Origin of the sequence: Streptomyces sp. NBC_00193, from assembly GCF_026342735.1 — a bacterium.
GTDB classification, from domain to species: Bacteria; Actinomycetota; Actinomycetes; order Streptomycetales; family Streptomycetaceae; genus Streptomyces; species Streptomyces stoeckheimensis.
On the sequence record NZ_JAPEMM010000001.1, the window covers coordinates 4,508,240 to 4,526,229 of the forward strand.

17 protein-coding genes are annotated in these 17,990 nt (G+C 72.9%); 6 read left to right on the forward strand and 11 right to left on the reverse strand.

Features of this window, described 5'->3' with window-relative positions; translation table 11 throughout:
• Positions 1-70: 70 nt before the first annotated feature.
• A complete protein-coding gene (gene panB, locus OG898_RS20040) occupies positions 71-931 on the reverse strand; it encodes a 3-methyl-2-oxobutanoate hydroxymethyltransferase (protein WP_250743658.1) in 861 nt (286 codons plus the stop codon).
• A 285-nt stretch (positions 932-1,216) separates the two neighbouring features.
• On the opposite strand from panB, the gene OG898_RS20045 reads away from it, so the two are divergent.
• Positions 1,217-2,245, forward strand: coding sequence for an endonuclease/exonuclease/phosphatase family protein (locus OG898_RS20045; protein WP_250743656.1), 1,029 nt, complete (start codon positions 1,217-1,219; stop codon positions 2,243-2,245).
• Between the two features lie 50 nt (positions 2,246-2,295).
• Positions 2,296-3,189, forward strand: a complete 894-nt coding sequence (locus OG898_RS20050; RefSeq protein ID WP_266958432.1) for a hypothetical protein — start codon at positions 2,296-2,298, stop codon at positions 3,187-3,189.
• 87 nt (positions 3,190-3,276) lie between these two features.
• Here OG898_RS20050 and OG898_RS20055 read toward each other — a convergent pair whose 3' ends face one another.
• The 4 genes from OG898_RS20055 to OG898_RS20070 all read right to left on the reverse strand — a co-directional run bounded on the left by OG898_RS20055 (position 3,277) and on the right by OG898_RS20070 (position 8,810).
• Complete coding sequence (locus OG898_RS20055) at positions 3,277-5,031, reverse strand: NAD+ synthase (protein ID WP_250743652.1); 1,755 nt, start codon at positions 5,029-5,031, stop codon at positions 3,277-3,279.
• A gap of 95 nt (positions 5,032-5,126) precedes the next feature.
• On the reverse strand, positions 5,127-6,419 hold the full coding sequence (locus OG898_RS20060; protein WP_266958435.1) for a DUF4190 domain-containing protein: 1,293 nt from the start codon (positions 6,417-6,419) through the stop codon (positions 5,127-5,129).
• A 165-nt stretch (positions 6,420-6,584) separates the two neighbouring features.
• Complete coding sequence (locus OG898_RS20065; protein ID WP_266958437.1) at positions 6,585-8,234, reverse strand: multicopper oxidase family protein; 1,650 nt, start codon at positions 8,232-8,234, stop codon at positions 6,585-6,587.
• Between the two features lie 90 nt (positions 8,235-8,324).
• Positions 8,325-8,810, reverse strand: a complete 486-nt coding sequence (locus tag OG898_RS20070; protein WP_250743646.1) for a hypothetical protein — start codon at positions 8,808-8,810, stop codon at positions 8,325-8,327.
• Positions 8,811-8,882: 72 nt separating this feature from the next.
• Here OG898_RS20070 and OG898_RS20075 point away from each other — a divergent pair, with 72 nt between their 5' ends.
• Complete coding sequence (locus OG898_RS20075) at positions 8,883-9,629, forward strand: DUF998 domain-containing protein (RefSeq protein WP_250743644.1); 747 nt, start codon at positions 8,883-8,885, stop codon at positions 9,627-9,629.
• Positions 9,626-10,522, forward strand: coding sequence for an alpha/beta fold hydrolase (locus OG898_RS20080; protein ID WP_266958440.1), 897 nt, complete (start codon positions 9,626-9,628; stop codon positions 10,520-10,522). The genes OG898_RS20075 and OG898_RS20080 overlap by 4 nt, the downstream gene beginning before the upstream one ends.
• Positions 10,523-10,531: 9 nt before the next feature.
• Here OG898_RS20080 and OG898_RS20085 read toward each other — a convergent pair whose 3' ends face one another.
• The 4 genes from OG898_RS20085 to OG898_RS20100 form a co-directional block, all read right to left on the reverse strand.
• The gene (locus OG898_RS20085; protein WP_250743640.1) at positions 10,532-10,951 is read right to left on the reverse strand and encodes a CBS domain-containing protein; all 420 of its coding nucleotides are present in this window, start codon (positions 10,949-10,951) and stop codon (positions 10,532-10,534) included.
• 289 nt (positions 10,952-11,240) lie between these two features.
• Entirely contained in the window at positions 11,241-11,921 is a 681-nt protein-coding gene (locus tag OG898_RS20090) for a DUF305 domain-containing protein (protein ID WP_308313459.1), read from the reverse strand.
• Between the two features lie 23 nt (positions 11,922-11,944).
• On the reverse strand, positions 11,945-12,598 hold the full coding sequence (locus OG898_RS20095; protein ID WP_250743636.1) for a DUF3105 domain-containing protein: 654 nt from the start codon (positions 12,596-12,598) through the stop codon (positions 11,945-11,947).
• A gap of 73 nt (positions 12,599-12,671) precedes the next feature.
• Complete coding sequence (locus tag OG898_RS20100) at positions 12,672-13,019, reverse strand: hypothetical protein (RefSeq protein ID WP_266958443.1); 348 nt, start codon at positions 13,017-13,019, stop codon at positions 12,672-12,674.
• A gap of 241 nt (positions 13,020-13,260) precedes the next feature.
• Here OG898_RS20100 and glnA point away from each other — a divergent pair, with 241 nt between their 5' ends.
• Together glnA and OG898_RS20110 are read left to right on the forward strand one after the other, a co-directional pair.
• Entirely contained in the window at positions 13,261-14,622 is a 1,362-nt protein-coding gene (gene glnA, locus OG898_RS20105) for a type I glutamate--ammonia ligase (protein ID WP_250743634.1), read from the forward strand.
• Between the two features lie 182 nt (positions 14,623-14,804).
• Complete coding sequence (locus OG898_RS20110; protein WP_266958445.1) at positions 14,805-15,329, forward strand: VOC family protein; 525 nt, start codon at positions 14,805-14,807, stop codon at positions 15,327-15,329.
• Between the two features lie 15 nt (positions 15,330-15,344).
• Here OG898_RS20110 and OG898_RS20115 read toward each other — a convergent pair whose 3' ends face one another.
• Both OG898_RS20115 and OG898_RS20120 read right to left on the reverse strand, forming a co-directional pair.
• Positions 15,345-15,650, reverse strand: a complete 306-nt coding sequence (locus tag OG898_RS20115) for an antibiotic biosynthesis monooxygenase (RefSeq protein WP_266958447.1) — start codon at positions 15,648-15,650, stop codon at positions 15,345-15,347.
• 65 nt (positions 15,651-15,715) lie between these two features.
• On the reverse strand, positions 15,716-17,809 hold the full coding sequence (locus tag OG898_RS20120; RefSeq protein ID WP_266958449.1) for a PIG-L family deacetylase: 2,094 nt from the start codon (positions 17,807-17,809) through the stop codon (positions 15,716-15,718).
• Positions 17,810-17,990 lie beyond the last annotated feature (181 nt).

Genomic DNA, 17,990 nt, shown 5'->3' on the forward strand with positions numbered 1-17,990 from the left:
CGACGGCCCGCCCACGGAACACAGGCGGTTCCGTGGGCGGGCCGTCGGAGGGCCTCGGAGGCCGGTCGGACTAGTGGAAGGCGTGCTCTTCCTGCGGGAACGTTCCGCCGACCACGTCCTCGGCGAAGGCCTTCGCCGCGTCGCCCATGGTCGCGCGGAGGTTCGCGTACTGCTTGACGAACTTCGGCATCTTGCCGCCGGTCAGCCCCATCATGTCCGTCCACACCAGCACCTGCGCGTCGCACTCCGAGCCCGCGCCGATGCCGACCGTCGGAATGTGCAGGGACCGGGTCACCTCGGCGGCCAGCTCGGCCGGGACCAGCTCCAGCACCACCGCGAAGGCGCCCGCGTCCTGCGCCGCCTTCGCGTCGCGCAGCAGCCGGTGGGCGGCCTCGTCGCCGCGGCCCTGCACCCGGTAGCCCATGGCGTTCACGGACTGCGGGGTCAGGCCCAGGTGGGACATGACCGGGATGCCCGACTGCACGATCAGCTCGGTCTGGGCCAGCGAACGCTCGCCGCCCTCCAGCTTCACCGCTCCGACCCCGGCCTCCTTGACGAGCCGGGTGGCACTGCGCAGCGCCTGTACGGGGCCCTCCTGGTAGGAGCCGAAGGGCAGGTCGCCGATGATCAGGGCCCGGCTGGTGCCGCGTACGACGGCCGCCGACAGCAGGGTCATCTCGTCCATCGTCACCGGGACGGTGGTCTCGTAGCCGAGGTGACAGTTGCCCATCGAGTCGCCGACGAGCATGACCGGGATGCCGGCCTCGTCGAACACGGACGCCGTCATGGCGTCGTAGGCGGTGAGCATGGGCCACTTCTCGCCGCGTTCCTTGGCGAGGGTGAGGTCGCGGACGGTGATGCGCCGGGTGCCCGAGCCTCCGTACAGGGTGGGGGAGGAGGCTTCGCGGGCAGGCGAAACGGCATGCGTCATTGCAACTGCTCCTTGATGTTCATCTCGAGGCGCCCTTACGACGTCCCCGGACTCATCACCATGGTGGCACTCTCGGGGCCCGGGCGGGAAGTGGCACGGGCCACGCTTCCCCGCGACGGGCTTACCACGGCTCAATGTGCGCGTTTGGTGACAAGCGGAACTCCGGCCGCTGGACCGTTCGTCCTCCCGGACGTACGGCCGACACAATCGGCGCGGAACCCTCCGTATATCGCCTAGGGTCAAGAGGCGGGGACGGAGCGCGAGCACGGCAGCGAGGGCAGTGGCATGGCACAGGCGTACATGACGGAGACGGGGAGCGACGGCTCGGAGCCCGAGCCCTCCCGATCGGGTCTCCGGCGCCGGCTGGCCGAGCTGCGGCGCGATCCGGGCATCTGGCGCCGCGGGATCGTGCTCGCCGCGTTCGCGGTGCTGATCTCGCTCGTCATGATCTTGCACGCCGAGCTGCCCAACGACATCGGCAACCTCGGCAGCCTCACCGAGACCTTCCTGCCCTGGCTCGGCCTGGCCGTCCCGGTGCTGTTCGCCGCCGCCCTCTTCCGCAAGTCCGCGACCGCGCTCATCGCGATACTGCTGACCGCCGCGGTCTGGGTGAACCTCTTCGGCGGCCTGGTCACCGACAAGGCGCAGACCGGCGGCAACCTCACGGTCGCCACCCACAACGTCGACGCCGACAATGCCGACCCTGCCGGCACCGCCGCCTCCGTCGCCAAGGCCGGAGCCGACGTCCTGGCCCTGACCGAGCTCAAGGGCAGCGTCGTCCCCGTCTACGAGAAGGCCCTCGCGGGCACGTACAAGTACCACTCGGTCGAGGGGACCGTCGGGCTCTGGAGCAAGTACCCGCTGGTGGCCAGCCAGCCCGTCGACATCAAGATGGGCTGGACCCGGGCCATGCGCGCCACGGTCAAGACCCCCTACGGCGAGGTCGCCGCCTTCGTGGCCCACCTCCCCTCGGTCCGGGTCAAGCTCAATGCCGGCTTCACCGCCAACCAGCGCGACAACAGCGCCGACGCCCTCGGCGCCGCGCTCGCCGCCGAACCGCTGCGCCGGGTCATCCTGCTCGGCGACCTCAACGGAACGGTCAACGACCGGGCCCTGTCCGAGGTCACCTCGCAGCTGCGTTCCACCCAGGGCGCGTCCGGCGACGGCTTCGGCTTCAGCTGGCCCGCGCAGTTCCCGATGGCCCGCATCGACCAGATCCTTGTCCGCGGGGTCACCCCCGAGGCCTCCTGGACCCTGCCCCGCACGGGCAGCGACCACCTGCCGATCGCCGCCCGGGTCACCGTCAAGCCGTAGGGCCGCCCCTGCGATACTCCCCTGACATCGGATGGGGGGGCGGGTTCGCGGTGCTGACCTGGGTGGTTCGTTCGTTCACGCTGCTCGCCTGGCTGGCCTTCATGGCAGCCGGGGTCTGGGCGCTCGGCCTGCACCGCGGTGCGCTGCCGCCCTACACGGGCGTGCTGGTGCTCGGCTGGATCGGTGTGGCCGCCCTCTGGGGGCGGGCGCTGACGTTGTGGGCGCTCCCGCCGGGGACCGGTCGGGCGGCGGCCGAGCTCGGGGACCCGACCACCGTGTGGCTGCGCCAGGCCGCGGCGCTGCTCGTGCTGATCGTGGTGACGGCGGCGCTGACCATGATCGGCACGGCGAGCGGTCAGGGCACCCTGCGCGCCGTGAAGGAGGCCGGGCCGGCGGTCACCAGCGGGACCGTGGTCGAGGTCGTGAAGGTGCGCAAGCGCTACGAGCGGAAGACGCCGAGGGGATACCAGTCGACGCTGCTCCTCCAGACCCCGGACGGGACCAGGATCATCGCCCGGGAGGTCAACACCCCCGCGGAACCGGGCCCCGGGAAGACCTATCCGGTGCTCTGGGCGCCGTCGGCCCCGGCACTCGGCGGGGTCGCGGACCCCACGGGCAATGTGTCGAAGTTCCTGAACGACCGCTGGGGGTGGACGGCCACCTCCTGGGGGTGGCTGGGCGGGGCCGCGGTGATCTACCTGGCCCTCGCGCTGACGTTCGCGGTCATCGCGGGCGCGGCCGTGCTGCACCGGCTGGCGTGGCGGCCGCTGCCCCAGACCGTGCAGGTGGTGGTGGTGACGGTCGTGTTCGCGGTGCTGCACCCCGTGTTGACCGGTGCCGTGGAGTGGAACCTGGCGGCCTCGCCGATCGGGGGGCTCGCGCTGCTCGTGACGGCCGTGGCCATGCCGATCGTCGCCTGGAAGCGGAGCATCGACGAGCTGTAGGCGACGGTCCGGCCCTCCGTACGCCGGGGCCCCGGCCGCTCTTCGAGGAGAGCGGCCGGAGCCCCGGAGTACGCACGCGAGCGGGCGCTACGCCTGCTCGCGCCAGCCGTTCGTGATGGGCAGCCGGCGGTCCTTGCCGAAGCCCTTCGCGGAGATCTTCGTGCCCGGCGGGTACTGCCGGCGCTTGTACTCGGCGGTGTCCACCATCCGCAGGGTCTTCGCGACGAGCTCGCGGTCGTAACCGGCCGCGACGACCGCCTCCAGACCCTGGTCGCGGTCCACGTACAGCTCCAGGATCCCGTCGAGCACGGGGTAGTCCGGCAGCGAGTCCGTGTCCACCTGGCCCGGGCGCAGCTCGGCGCTCGGCGGCTTCACGATGGAGTTCTCCGGGATCGGCGGGGTCTCGCCGCGCTCGGCCGCCGCCCGGTTGCGGTACTCGGCGAGGCGGAAGACGTCCGTCTTGTAGACGTCCTTGATCGGGCCGTACGCGCCCACCGAGTCCCCGTACAGGGTGGAGTAGCCGACGGCCAGCTCCGACTTGTTGCCCGGGGCCAGCACGATGTGGCCCTCCTGGTTGGAGAGCGCCATCAGCAGGGTGCCGCGCAGCCGGGACTGGAGGTTCTCCTCGGCCAGCCCGGACAGGCCCAGCGCGCCCATGTAGGCGTCGAACATCGGCTCGATCGACACGGTCCGGAAGTTCAGGCCGGTCCGGGTCGCCAGCTCGGCCGCGTCGCCCCGGGAGTGCTCCGAGGAGTACTTGGACGGCATCGAGACGCCGTACACGTTCTGCGCGCCGATCGCGTCGCAGGCGATCGCGGCGACGAGGGCGGAGTCGATGCCCCCGGAGAGACCGATCAGGACCGACCGGAACCCGTTCTTCCGCACGTATGCGCGCAGGCCCACGACCAGCGCGTCGTAGATCTCCTCGTCGTCGTCCAGCCGGTCGGCGTAGCCGCCCGTCACCACCGGCTCGTACGGCTCCACCGGATCCTCGGTGAGGATCACGCGGTCGATGCGCAGACCGTCGTCCACGGTGCCCTCGACGGGGGTGTCCGAGGCCGCGGGCAGGTCCAGGTCGACCAGGACGCAGCCCTCGGAGAACTGCGGGGCGCGCGCGATGACCTCGCCGGCGGAGTCGACGACGATCGAGTCCCCGTCGAACACGAGCTCGTCCTGGCCGCCGATCATCGCCAGGTAGGCGAGGGTGCAGCCGGCCTCCTGGGCGCGCTTGCGCACCAGTTCCAGCCGGAGGTCGTCCTTGTTGCGCTCGTACGGGGACGCGTTGATCGAGATCAGCAACCCGGCCCCGGCGGAGCGGGTGGCGGGGACGCGCCCGCCCTCCTGCCAGAGGTCCTCGCAGATGGCCAGGGCCACGTCCACGCCCCGCACCCGGATCACCGGCTGGGTGTCGCCCGGCACGAAGTACCGGAACTCGTCGAAGACGCCGTAGTTGGGGAGGTGGTGCTTGCCGAAGCGCAGGACGACCCGCCCGCCGTACAGCACGGCGGCCGCGTTCTCCGGGGACCCCGCCGGGCGGCCGAGCCGGGGCGCGGCCTTCTCCGTACGGTCGAGGTAGCCGACGACGACCGGGAGGTCTCCGAAGCCCTCGGCCGCCAGGCGCTGCGCGAGGTCGAGCAGCGCCGTTCGGGAGGCCTCGACGAAGGAGCCGCGCAGGGCGAGGTCCTCGACGGGGTACCCGGTCAGCACCATCTCCGGAAACGCCACCAGGTGGGCGCCCTGTTCGGCGGAGTGCCGGGTCCAGTGGACGACCGAGTCGGCGTTGGCGGCGATGTTGCCGACCTGCGAGTCGATCTGATTCAGAGCGAGGCGTAGTTGAGGCACGCGGCCCAGTCTAATCGTCTTTCTGACGCGATGTCCTGGGAGTTGCCTGAACCGCCGTGTCCGGAGGGGGTTCCGAGGCCGCCGGAGCTGCCGGTTCAGCCGATCGGACCGCTCCAGATCGCGTCGTCGTACTTGGTGCCGGGCGCGATCTCGAAGTGCAGGCTCTTGGTGCCCTCGGGCACGACGAAGGCGAAGGTCCCGGTCATCGACTCGCCCGCCAGGACCGAACCCTTGAACATCTTCGGCACGGACCCGTCGAAGGCCATCTCGGCCTCGGTGCCCTGGTCGTCGCGGGCGTGCGGCAGGGCCAGGCTGACGTCGAGGGCGGCCCCCGAGTTGTTGACGATCTTCACCGTCACTTTGACCGCGTTGCCGTTGCGGGCCTCGGGCGGGTAGGCCGTCGAGGACGGCTTGTACGGGGTCGCGCCCTGCACGGTGACCTGGACCCCGTCCTCGTAGGTGTACGGCTTGCCCCAGGCCAGGGCCGAGGTCTTGCCCGGGACGTCGGTGGGCGAGGGCTTGGGGGTCGGGCTCGCGGGGGCGCTCGGGGTGCGGGGCTCGTAGTCCTCGTAGCCGTAGTCGTACTCGTCGTCCGAGCGGTTGGCGGCGACGTTCCTGTCGATCCTGTCGAAGACGGCCGCGGTGATGAACCAGCCGCCGACGGAAGCACCGATGGCGAGGACGCTCAGGGCGGTGCCGACCGCGGCCAGCGTGGCGCGGGGGGCGCCGCGGCGGGACTTGAGGACGGCCGCGATGCCGATGCCGACGCCGGTCACCGCGAGGAGGGCGCCGGCCCAGAAGAAGAAGGGGACGAGGCCGACGAAGATGCCGAACACCCCGAGGAGCAGGGCGGCGACGGCCAGGCCGTTCGCGGCGGGCGGGGGCGCCGGGAAGCCGGGCGCCTGCGGGCCGCCGGGGTAACCGCCGGCAGGGCCGCCGACGGGCGTTGCCCAGGGGTTGCCGGGCGCGGGGGCGCCGGGGGCGCCGTACGGGGTTCCCCACACGGGCGTCGTGGGAGCGGCGGCCGCCGCCGGGGCGGGGGTGACCGGGGCGAAGGCACCGGGGGCGGCGTCCGCGGGGGCGGCGGCCGCCGGGGCGGTGCCTGTGGGGACGGCATCCGTGGGGACGGCGTCTGCGGGGGCGGCGTCCGTGGGAACGGTGTCCGTGGGCACGGCGTCCTCGGCGGCCGCCGGGACGGCGTCCGCGGGCTCGGCCGGGTCGGTCGTCGGGGCCGGGGCGAGGGGCTGAGGCGGTGTCACGGCCGGAGCCTTGTCGAGGGACAGGGGCTGCGCGGGCGCCGGTATGGGAGCCGCCTCGGGTGCGGGTGTGCCCGCGGGCTCCGTCGGCGGGCCGGACGGGGTGCTGGGCTGGTTCGGCGGGGTGCTCATACCGGCGGGAAGTCCTTCAGGTCGCAATCGGCGCGTGACGATCACCAGCCTGTCATGGATTCCGGCCTCCCTGCCGGGCATTACGGCCCCCTCCGGGCGCCCGCGGCCGGGCCGCCGGCGCGCGGAACGCGGCGCGCCGGCGGCCCGGACCGGGGCGGGATCCGGCTAGCGCAGGTAGCCCAGCACGGTCATCATCCCGGCCTCCGCGTGGTAGACGTTGTGGCAATGCACCATCCACAGACCGGGATTGTCGGCGTCGAAGTCCACCGTCAGCTTCCCGTTCGGCAGGACCACCGCGGTGTCCTTGCGGGCCCCGCCCGGCCTGCCGCCGAGGGCGAAGGTGTGCCCGTGCAGGTGGAGCGGGTGCCACATCGTCGTGGAGTTGTCGAACTCCAGCCGGATCCGTTCCCCGGCCTTCACCGGGTGCCGCTGGTCCGGGGCGTACGGCTTGCCGTCGAAGGCCCAGTCGTACTTCGCCATCCCGCCGGTCAGCTTGATCCGCACCGTGCGGTCCGGTTCGCGCGCGGCCAGGGCCACCGGCTCCGCCGCCTTCAGGGTGTCCGCCGTCAGCGGCCGCCCGGACAGCTCGGCGGGCCGGGTCGCCGCGGTCGGCGCCGCCCCCGCACCGGTGCGCAGCACCGCGAGGGCCGAGGCCGCGTCCCCCTTGCCCTCGGCGAGCGCGGTCAGCGGGAACACCCCGTCGCCCGCCGTCACCAGGACGTCGTAGCGCTCGCCCATGCCCAGCAGCAGTGAGCGGGCGGCCGTGTGCGCGACGGGGAAGCCGTCGGTGTGGGTGACCGTGAACTCGTGGCCGCCCAGGGCGATCCGGAAGGCGGTGTCCCCGCCCGCGTTGATGATCCGGAGCCGGATCCGGTCGCCCGGGCGGGCGGTGAAGACCGAGGGGTCCTCGGGGGTGCGGCCGTTGACCAGGTAGTGCGGGTACGCGACATCGCCCGGGTCCTTGCCGAGGACCTCGCTGTCCCCGCCCATGAGGACCCGGGAAGGGCCGCCGCTCGCGGCGGGCGCGGGCGTGCCCGCGGAGCCGGATCCGGAGCCGTGGCCCGAGTGGCCGCCGCCGCCCGGGCTCATGTCCATGCCCTTGCGGAGTTCGCCGAGCACGGCGTCGGGGGTGGAGCCGTCCACCCCGTCGAGCCAGTCGTCGAGTACGACCACCCACTCCTTGTCGTAGGAGAGCGGCTCCTTGGGGTCCTCGACGATCAGCGGCGCGTACAGCCCGCGGTCCTGCTGGACCCCGGAGTGCGGGTGGAACCAGTACGTCCCGGGGTGCGGGACGGCGAACTTGTACGTGAACGAGCCGCCCGGTGCGACGTCCCGCTGGGTCAGCCCCGGTACCCCGTCCATGTCGTTGCGCAGCGCCAGGCCGTGCCAGTGCAGGGAGGTGGCTTCGGGGAGGTTGTTGGCCAGGGTCAGGGCGAGGGTGCCGCCCGCGGTGACCCGGACCTCCTGGCCCGGGAGCTTGTCCCCGTACGCCCACGAGCGGACGGAGCGGCCGGCGCCGAGGTCGAGCGGGGTGGCGGTGGCCGTCAGCCGGACCTCGGTGAGCGGGCCGGTGGCCTTGCGGGCGGCCTCGGCGGCCTGCACCTCGGCGCCGGCCGGGTCCACGTAGCCGCCGGGGGCGGGGGAGGAGGCCCCCTTGCCCGTGGCGCCCGCGCCGTGGTCCATGCCGGCCATGCCGGACCCGCCCGAGCAGGCGGCGAGCAGCCCGGAGCCGGCGAGGGCGGCGCCGGCGCCGAGGACGGCGCGGCGGGAGGGGGAAGGGGAGGGAGAAGGGGAGGGAGAAGCGGATGAGCGCATGGTGGAACACCTCGTGATGGTCTGAGGCAGGCAGGTGGGCACCGTCTGCCGCCGCCCCGGAGGCATGCGGGGGCGACGACGGAGCCCGGCCTATACGCGCAGCACCGCCAGCAGGGTGAGGAGTTCGCGGGGTGGCGGCGGGTCCGGACCGCCGGACCGGCCCGGCGCACGTGCCGCGCCCCCGAGCGGCGCGGCACGGCGCGGGCCGGCCAGTCCGGCTCCGAGGACCAGCAGGACGAGGGCGCCGAGAACGGCGAGACACACGGACATGGGATCCATGCCGGTGTGCGGCGGACGCGGGGCTTCGGCGGTGGTGGTGCTGCCGGCCGAGGCCGGAGCCGCCATGTCGGCCATGCCGTCCGCCACGGCAGCCGGCGGGCCGCCGTGCGCCGCCCCGGACTGCGTATGGCCGGCCGCGGGAACGAAACGGACCGACGGCACGTCCTCCATGGCGTGGGCCCGTGTCGGATGGCCCAGCGTGTGCATGCCCGCGATGCCGAGCAGCAGCGCGGCGAACAGCAGCAGCCGGGGCCACCGGACTGCTGGTCGCTGGGTGCGCGAGGCTGGGCGGGTCATGGGCAGAACCCTACCCGGGGTGGGTATCCGATCGGAGGACCGGGCCCGGCCGCGTTTAGGATTAGTCGCACTATGTCCACAAAAGACCCGAAGTCCGTGAACAGCCCCTCCGCGGAGACGGGTCCCGCCCCCACGGCCGGGCCCGGCGCCCGCTCCGTGGCCCTCCTCGTCGGGCTCGGCGCCGCCGCCTACACCGCGTGGGTCCTCGAAGTCGTCCTCTCCACGGGCCTCAATCCCATCGAGACGTACGTCAGCGAGCTCGCGGCCCAGGACCAGCCGCTCGGCGGCCTGTTCCGGGCCACCGACTTCACCGCCGGCCTCCTCGTCCTCCTCGGCGGCCTCCTGGCCCTGGTCCGCCTCGTGCGACGTGTCGAAGCCCGCCGCCCCTGGTCCGTCGCCGGCTGGTCGGGGGTCACCCTCTTCGGCGCCGCCACCGCGGCGGACGCCTGGCTGCCGCTGAGCTGCACGCCGACCGTGGACCCCGAATGCGCGGCGCGGGAGACCGCCGGGCTGGTCCCCGCCACCCATCAGGCGCACGCCGTCAGCAGCAGTCTCGCCATGACGGGAGCGCTCGTCGGGATCGTGGCCCTCACGCTCGCCGCCCGCCGCTACGGCCGTCTCGCCCCGCTCGCGCGGTTCGGGCCCGTGCTCGTCGTGCTCGAACTGCTCGCCACCGCCTGGACCCTGGTCTCCATCGCCCTGTTCACCGCCGGGCACGGCACCTGGGCGCTCGGCGCCGGACAGCGGCTCCAGGTGCTGTTCGTGGCCGTCTGGCTGGGCCTGCTCGCGTACTCCGTCCACCGGGAACGCCGTACATGAGCGGAAGCGGGAGGTTCGTACGGCTCCCCGCCGGCCCCACCGCTGACGGGGTCGCGCTGCACGTCCTCGTGGAGGGCTCCGGCCCTCCCGTCGTGCTCAGCGCCGGGCTCGCCATGGCCTGGTTCGACTGGGACCCCGTGGCGGAGCTGCTCGTCGCCGCCGGCCGTACCGTCGTCCGCTTCGACCGTCCCGGGCACGGGCTGAGCGCCCCCGCCGTGCGTGCGCCGTCCGCCGCCGGGGAGGCGCACCGGATCGCCGGACTGCTGGACGCGCTCGGCCTGGGCGCCGAGCGCGTCACCGTGGCCGGGCACTCCATCGCCGCCTTCCACGCCGAAGCCTTCGCCCGGCTGTACCCGGGGCGCACCGCCGCCGTGGTGCTGGTCGACGGCAGCGTGGAGGAGCGGCCCCGTACGGCCCTGCCCGCCGGGGTGCGCACCGGCGCCGCCCGGGTGCTCGGCCGGGCCGTGAACGCCGTCGGGCTGCCCGCCGCGCTGGGCCCCTGGGCCCGGCGGACCGCCGTACGGGCATCCCGCGCGGGCGGCGCGGACGACCCGGCCGCGCGGGACCTCGTACGCCGCTGCTACCGGACCGGCCGGGTCTGGCGCGGGGCCCTGCTGGAGAACGCCGCCTACCCCGACACGGCCGCCGAGGCGCTGGAGCTGCGCGCGGAGCTCCCGCTGACCGCGCCCGCCACCGTCCTGGCCGGCCACGACCCCGGCGCGCGCCGCCCGGACCTGCGCTGGCTGGGCCGCCAGGCGGCGCTGGCCGACGCGCTGGGAGCCCGGTTCGAGGTCGCGGAGCCGGCGGGACACCTGGTCATGCTGGACCGCCCGCACCAAGTGGCGCGGGCGGTCCTGTACGCGGAGGCTCCGTCGACTCCGGGCGCGGTCTAGCGGCCCGGTCTAGCGGCGGGCGTAGACCTTCTCGGCCCAGCCGGCTATCTGCTCCTCCGACAAGTGCTTGGCCAGGTCGGCCTCGCTGATCATGCCGACCAGCCGCTTGTTGTCGATGACGGGCAGACGGCGGATCTGGTGGCTCTGCATCTCCTCCAGCACCTCGGAGACGTCCGCGCCCGCGTCGATCCAGCGCGGGGTGCCCTGGGCCATGTCGCCGGCCGTGATCTTCGACGGGTCGTGCCCCTTGGCCACGCAGCCGATGACGATGTCGCGGTCGGTCAGGATGCCGCAGAGCCGTTCGTTGGAGTCGCTGATGGGCAGCGCGCCCACGTTGAGCCGGCTCATCAGCTGTGCGGCCCGGTCCAGGGTCTCGGTGGCGGGGATCCACTGGGCCCCGGGGTGCATGATCTCTCCGGCGGTGGTCATCGCGTAAACCTCCTGAGCACGCCGTAGCGGCCGGGCGCGGGTGCGCCGGCCTCGGCGTCCTCATCCTCATTCGCCCGTTCGGACCACGCGACTCCAGACGGGCGAGAGGGGGCCGTACGGGTGACCCCGCGGACGCGGCTACGCGGTGGGCGGGCCCTGCGGGGCTGGATTTGGGCGGCTCGGCCCGCACGTGAACGCCGGCGGGCTGGAAAATCCAGCCTCGCCGGCGTTTGAGGCGCGGGGGTCCGGGGGCGGAGCCCCAGGGAACGGTGCCGCACGCGGCTACGGGTTACCCCGCGGCCAGCGGATCCGCTCCGCGCTGCTTCAGCATGTCGGCCATCAGCTGGAGCTCCGACTGCTGGGCCTCGACCATGCCCTGGGCGAGCGCCCGCTCGGCCGGGTTCCCGCACGCGTCGGCGCAGCCCTGGGCCATGGCGACGCCGCCCTTGTGGTGCTCGGTCATCAGCCGCAGGTAGAGCACCTCGGCGTCCCGGCCTTCGGCGGAGCCGAGCCGTGCCAGGTCCTCCTTGGTGGCCATGCCGGGCATCAGTGCGCCGGGCTTGGTGACGGCCCCGGCCCCGCCCATGGCATGACCCTCCGTGCCGTGCCCGGCCCCGCCGCTCCCCATCCAGGACATCGGCGGCTCGTCGGCCACCACCTTCGGCAGGCCCCACATGTCCAGCCAGCCCAGCAGCATGCCGCGCTGGTTGGCCTGGGTGTTGGCGATGTCGTAGGCGAGGACGCGCACCGGCTCGTCCTTGGTGCGGTCGCGCACGACGAAGGACATCTCCACCGCCTGCTGGTGGTGCACCGCCATGTCCCGGGCGAAGCCCGCGTCGGCGGAGTAGAGCCCCGGCGTCCGGGAGGGCGGAGCGGAATCGGCTCCCCCCGCGGTGGCGACCGTGGCCCCCACCGCGAAGAGCAGCGCCAGGCCCACGGCCGTGCCCGCGACCCAGTACGTACGGGTCACGGAACCCTTGCCGGCCGTACGGGTCACTTGTCGGCCAGCCCGTTCGTGCAGGCCGCGCCCGGCTCGGGGGTCTGCGGGCCCTGCACGTACTTGGTGAGGAAGGTGGCCACCCGGGCGTCGTCCGCGCTGTCCACGGTCAGCTGCTTGCCCCACGCGCTGAGCATGATCGTGCCGGACTGCTCCTTGACGGGGCTCATCAGCGTGTACGGGCGCTTGGCCACCGTGGTGGCGAGCTTCTCGACGTCGGCCGCCGCGGCCTTCTCGTTGTACGTCACCCAGACGGCGCCGTGCTCCAGCGAGTGGACGGCGTTGATCTCCGGGATCGGGTTCTTGTAGACGTCGCCGTTGCAGTTCATCCAGCGGGGGTTGTGGTCCCCGCCGACCGGCGGGGTCATCTCGTACTTCACCGGGGTCTCGACGTGCTTGCGGCCGAGGTTCTTGGCGTCCCAGGTCTGCTCGCCGGCGACCGGCGCCTTGAGCTTGGCCTCGTCGGCTTCCTTCTTGTTCTGCTGGGCGATCATCACCCACGCGCCGAAGCCGATGAGGCCGGTGACGATGGCGGCCGACGCGGTGATCGCGATGGCCTTGTTGCGCCGGTCGCGCGACTGGTCGGCGCGGCGCATCTCGGCTATCCGCGCCTGACGGGAGCTGTTGGTTTCGGACTTCCTGCTGGCCATGGCCCTGAATCCTTAGTGCTGAGGGGGGTGGAGTGGAGAACGCGCTGCCTGAGCGCCGCGGAGCCGGGACCGGTCAGGTCCGCAGCACCTGGAGTGCGTACAGGTCGGGGCCGCGCGCGAGCGCCGAGGGAGGCCGTATCCCCGCCGCAGGCCCGGGGCGCACGGCGGCCGCGGGCACCGCGCCCGCCACCACGACCGCGGGCGGCGCCGGGGGCAGCAGCCCGGGGAGAACGTGCGAGAGCGGGGAGCAGCCGGGCCGGTCGTACGGCGCCACGCAGACGGCGCGCTGCGCGCCGGGAGCACGGGCGCCGGGAGCGTGCGCGGCGTGCCCGGCCCGCGGAACCGTCCCCGCGGCGGCCGGCTGCCCGTCCCAGGCCGCCCGGCACAGGAACGCCGTGCCGGCCAGCACCCCGAAGGCCATCAGGAGGACGGCACGCCGAAGCAGCGGACGTCTCCGACGTCCCTGCTCGTCATGCGCATGGCCCCCCATGGGCGCCGATGGTAATGCTCATGACCGGCTCAAGGTCAGTGCGGGGGTGCCACCGGCTTTCCGGGGTGCGTAATCTGGCGGAAACCACCGCTGGCGATACTGGGGCGGCCCGACTGTGCCCACGCCCTCGCGGCAGTGGTGCACAGGCCGCCTGAACTGCGAGGATGAAGCCATGGACAAGCAGCAGGAATTCGTCCTCCGGACGCTCGAGGAGCGCGACATCCGCTTCGTGCGCCTGTGGTTCACCGACGTACTGGGCTTCCTGAAGTCCGTCGCGGTCGCGCCGGCGGAGCTGGAGCAGGCCTTTGACGAGGGCATCGGGTTCGACGGCTCGGCGATCGAGGGGTTCGCGCGGGTCTACGAGTCCGACATGATCGCCAAGCCGGACCCGAGCACCTTCCAGATACTGCCGTGGCGCGCGGAGGCCCCCGGAACGGCGCGGATGTTCTGCGACATCCTGATGCCGGACGGCTCGCCCTCCTACGCGGACCCGCGCTACGTCCTCAAGCGGATCCTGAACAAGACCTCCGACCTGGGCTTCACCTTCTACACCCACCCGGAGATCGAGTTCTTCCTGCTGAAGGACAAGCCGCTGGACGGCACCCGGCCCACCCCGGCCGACAACTCCGGCTATTTCGACCACACCCCGCAGAACGTCGGCATGGACTTCCGCCGTCAGGCGATCACGATGCTCGAATCGATGGGCATCTCGGTCGAGTTCAGCCACCACGAGGGCGCCCCCGGCCAGCAGGAGATCGACCTGCGCTACGCCGACGCCCTCTCGACGGCGGACAACATCATGACCTTCCGCCTGGTCATGAAGCAGGTCGCGCTGGAACAGGGCGTCCAGGCCACCTTCATGCCGAAGCCCTTCTCGGAGTACCCCGGTTCGGGCATGCACACCCACCTCTCCCTCTTCGAGGGCGACCGCAACGCCTTCTACGAGTCGGGCGCCGAGTACCAGCTCTCGAAGGTCGGCCGCTCCTTCATCGCGGGCCTGCTCAAGCACGCGGCGGAAACCGCTGCCGTGACCAACCAGTGGGTCAACTCCTACAAGCGCATCTGGGGCGGCTCCTCGCGCACCGCCGGCTCCGGCGGCGAGGCCCCCTCGTACATCTGCTGGGGCCACAACAACCGCTCGGCCCTGATCCGCGTCCCGATGTACAAGCCGGGCAAGACGGGCTCCTCCCGCGTGGAGGTCCGCTCGATCGACTCGGGCGCCAACCCGTACCTCACCTACGCCGTCCTCCTGGCCGCGGGCCTCAAGGGCATCGAGGAGGGCTACGAACTCCCGGCCGGCGCCGACGACGACGTCTGGGCCCTCTCCGACGCGGAACGCCGCGCGATGGGCATCGAACCCCTCCCACAGAACCTCGGCGAGGCCATCTCCCTGATGGAGAAGAGCGAACTGGTCGCCGAAACCCTCGGCGAGCACGTCTTCGACTTCTTCCTCCGCAACAAGAAGCAGGAGTGGGAGGAGTACCGGAGCGAGGTCACGGCCTTCGAGCTCCGCAAGATGATGCCGGTGCTGTAAGCGCAGTTCGGCAGCACCGTCGGATTTTTCCGACACTCAGGGCCGGTGGTCATCGACCACCGGCCCTGAGTCGTCTCCGGGGCCTCGTCCCGACGCCGCGCCGCGCTTGATCTAGGACGATAACTGGCCTAGTTGGGCTCTAGTGTCCTCACATCCGAAGAACCACAGGAGGGACGACACCGATGAGTCACCGTGCACCCGAGGGCTACACCAGCGTTGCGCCGTGGGTGGTCACCGACGACACCGGCGCGCTGCTCGACTTCATCACCCTCGCGTTCGACGGCGAGGAGATCGCACGGGTGCAGGTCGCGGACGGCACCATCGGCCACGGCGAGATCCGGGTCGGCGACACGGTCGTGCTGGCCTTCGACCGGCGACCCGACTGGCCGGTGATGCCCTCGCTGTTGCGGGTCTACGTCCCGGACGCGGACGCCGCCATGGCCGCCGCTGTTGCGCACGGGGCGCAGGTGATCACCGAGGCTGCCGACAGTGCGTGGGGGGATCGCGGCGGCAGGGTGCGGGACCCGTTCGGCAACATCTGGTGGGTGATGAGCCGGGTCGAGGAGGTCGCGCCGGACCTTGCCTGGCAGCGGATGTCCGAGCCGAAGTACGCCGAGGCGATGCGCACGGCCCAGGAAACCCTGGACGCCGCCCTCAGCGGCCGGGAGACAGGGGTGGCCAGCACCCCGCAGCGCCCGACCCCTTGAGACCCGGACCACCCGCTACGTGGTGAGGAGCGGGTCGCCGTAGTGTTCGACCTCGGGGAACGGGGTGTAGAAGTGGTGGAGCAGTGCTCGCCACTGTTGGTACTCGGGCGAGTTGCGGAAGCCCTCGGTGTGGTCGGCCAGGGTGTCCCAGGACACCTGGAGGAGGAAGCGCGATCCGCGTCCCTCGTCCAGGCAGCGCCGGAGCTCCAGGGAGCGGAAGCCCTTCTGTACCGAGATCAGCGGTCGGGCTTTCGTGAACGCGGCGAGGAACTCGTCCTCCAGGCCGGGCCGGACGTCGAGCAGTGCACTCTCCAAGATCATGGGCCGCATCCTAGTCAGCGGCCTGCCGGGCCTGCCGGGCCTGCTGGGCCTGCTGGGCCTGCCGGCTACGCCTGCGGTACCGCTCGGTGCCAGGTGGTGCGGGTCGGGGTGGGGGTGGCCGTGGTGACGTGGAGTTCGGCGTCCAGGCCCAGGACCGCGATGGTCGTCGCGCCGCCCGGTTCCTGGATGCCGGCCGGGGCGCCCGCGTAGAGCATGCGGGACTCCGTCCACGCCGGGGGGCCGCCGAGGCCCGTCGTGCTGATGGTGCCCGAGTCGGCGCGGCCCGATATGACGCGGCCCGCCACGCCCACCGCGCCGTAGCCCGCCCGGCCGCCGGCCTCCGTGACGCTGGAGACCGCCGGCTTCGTGGCGTCTGCCGCCGCCGTGACCAGGGCGGTGCGTACGACCCCCGAGTCGGGGCGCCGGAAGTAGAGCCGGATGCCCGCCGCCTCCGGGGTGGCGGTGAGGGGGACGGTGGTGGCCGGGAGCCCGGTCGGGAAGGGGCCGGCCAGCGGGGCGCCCGGGGCGGGCTGGATCCAGACCAGGACCGACTGGGTGGTGGCGGCGTAGATGTGGCGGCGCCCTGCGGAGTCGGTGGCCGCGACCGGGTCGGACTGGAGGTCGGCGCCCCCCAGGTGCTGCCAGCCGCCGAAGGCGCCCGAGGGCTCCTGGGTACGGGCGAGCAGGGCGCGCCGGGAGTCGCGGACGTACACCGTCAGTCGCCCGTCCGCGTCGGAGACGGCCGAGGGCGCGCTGATCGAGGAGGTGCCGGGCTCGTCGCCGGGCTCCGGGGTGCCGAGGGAGACCCACGCCCCGAAGGGACCGCCGGGCACGGACTGGGCGGCGTAGACGATCTCGCGCCGGTACTCCTCCGGCCGGTCGCCGAAGACGGTGCGGGTGGCGAGGACGGCGACGCGCCCGTCGGGGAGGCGGGCGGTGCTCGCGCCGGGGTCGATGCCGGTGCCCGGCAGCAGGACCGGGCCCTGCCAGGCGGCGCCGGGGCCGGTGCCGGCCCCGCGGTTCCAGACGGCCATCTGGCCGTCGAGGACGCCGAAGGCGTACAGCCGGCCGGTCGTGCCCTGCACCAGCCAGGAGGAGTGGTCGCCGCGCGCGTACCGCAGCGACTGGGCCCAGTTGCGGCCGCTCGGGCTGCCCGCCACCTTGCGGTCGCCGCAGCCGGAGCGCGAGCCGCAGTAGTTCTGCTTGTCGTGCCACGCGTACGTCTTCAGGAAGCCGATCTTCGTCTCGGCCGTCTGCGGGTCCAGCGTGTGCGGCAGGGTGCTGTTGTGGTAGCCGAGGTAGCTCTGCACGGTGAAGCGGGGCCGCTGCCCGACCGGGACCCGCGCGGCGTACGAGGCGGCCCCGGCCTGCGCGAACCGCGCCGCGTACATGTGGTCCTGATGGTCGGTGAGCCGGCCGGAGTCGAGGTACCGGCCCGGCGACGGGTCCTGCATGCGTATCGTCGTCGGCTTGTACCGCTCCAGGACCCCCGCTATCGCGGCTATCACCTGGTCCTTGGTGTACGTGGGCGGCTGCGCGACCGGAGTGCCCGCGGTGAGCTGCGGGGTGAGCGCCGGTATCCGGCCGTTCCACAGTCCGCGCAGGCTGTCCGGGGTGTCGGCGACGGGGGCCCGGGCCTCGCGCATCTGCAGCCACACCAGGTTGACCTCGGGCTTCGCGATGAGGACGTCGAGCTCGGCGTCCCCGCCGCCCGCGGTGGGGATGACCGTACGGCGCCACGGGCTGGTGCGGTCGCCGGTGGCCATCTGCGCGTAGGCGGAGCGTATGCCGTTCTGCCGGGCTTCCGCGTAGTGCCCGCGGTCGGCGGGCTGCTCCGGGTCCTTGGCCGCGCCGCCGTGGGCCTCGTTGCGGCCGTCGGCCTCGCCCGAGGTGAGGTAGAGGGTGGTGAGCGGGGTGCCGGACAGCAGCGAGCGGCTGACGTCCGGGTTCATGAAGAACAGGTCGTCGTCCGGGTGGGCGACGATCTGGACGACCGACCCGGCGGTGGCGCTCACCGGGAGGACGGCCGGGGAGTCGGATCCCGGGACGGCCTCGGCCGCGGTCTGCTGGCCGGAGGCGACGGCGAGCGCGCCGGTGACCCCGATGGTCAGCATCGGGACCACGGTCGCGAGGAGGAAACGTCGACGGGATACGGGCATCGGCTACGCCTTGGGGTCGTTCCGGCAGGAAGAACCGCGTGAAGCTGTCGGTCAGTCAGTGAGAGGTCAATCCGGGCAAGTTGGTTCACCCTGTTCGCCGATGACTTCAGATGTGTGGAAATGGCCGCCTGCGCACGTCCCTTGTGGGCGTTTCGTACGTGTCCGCGGTCACAGTGCGCGG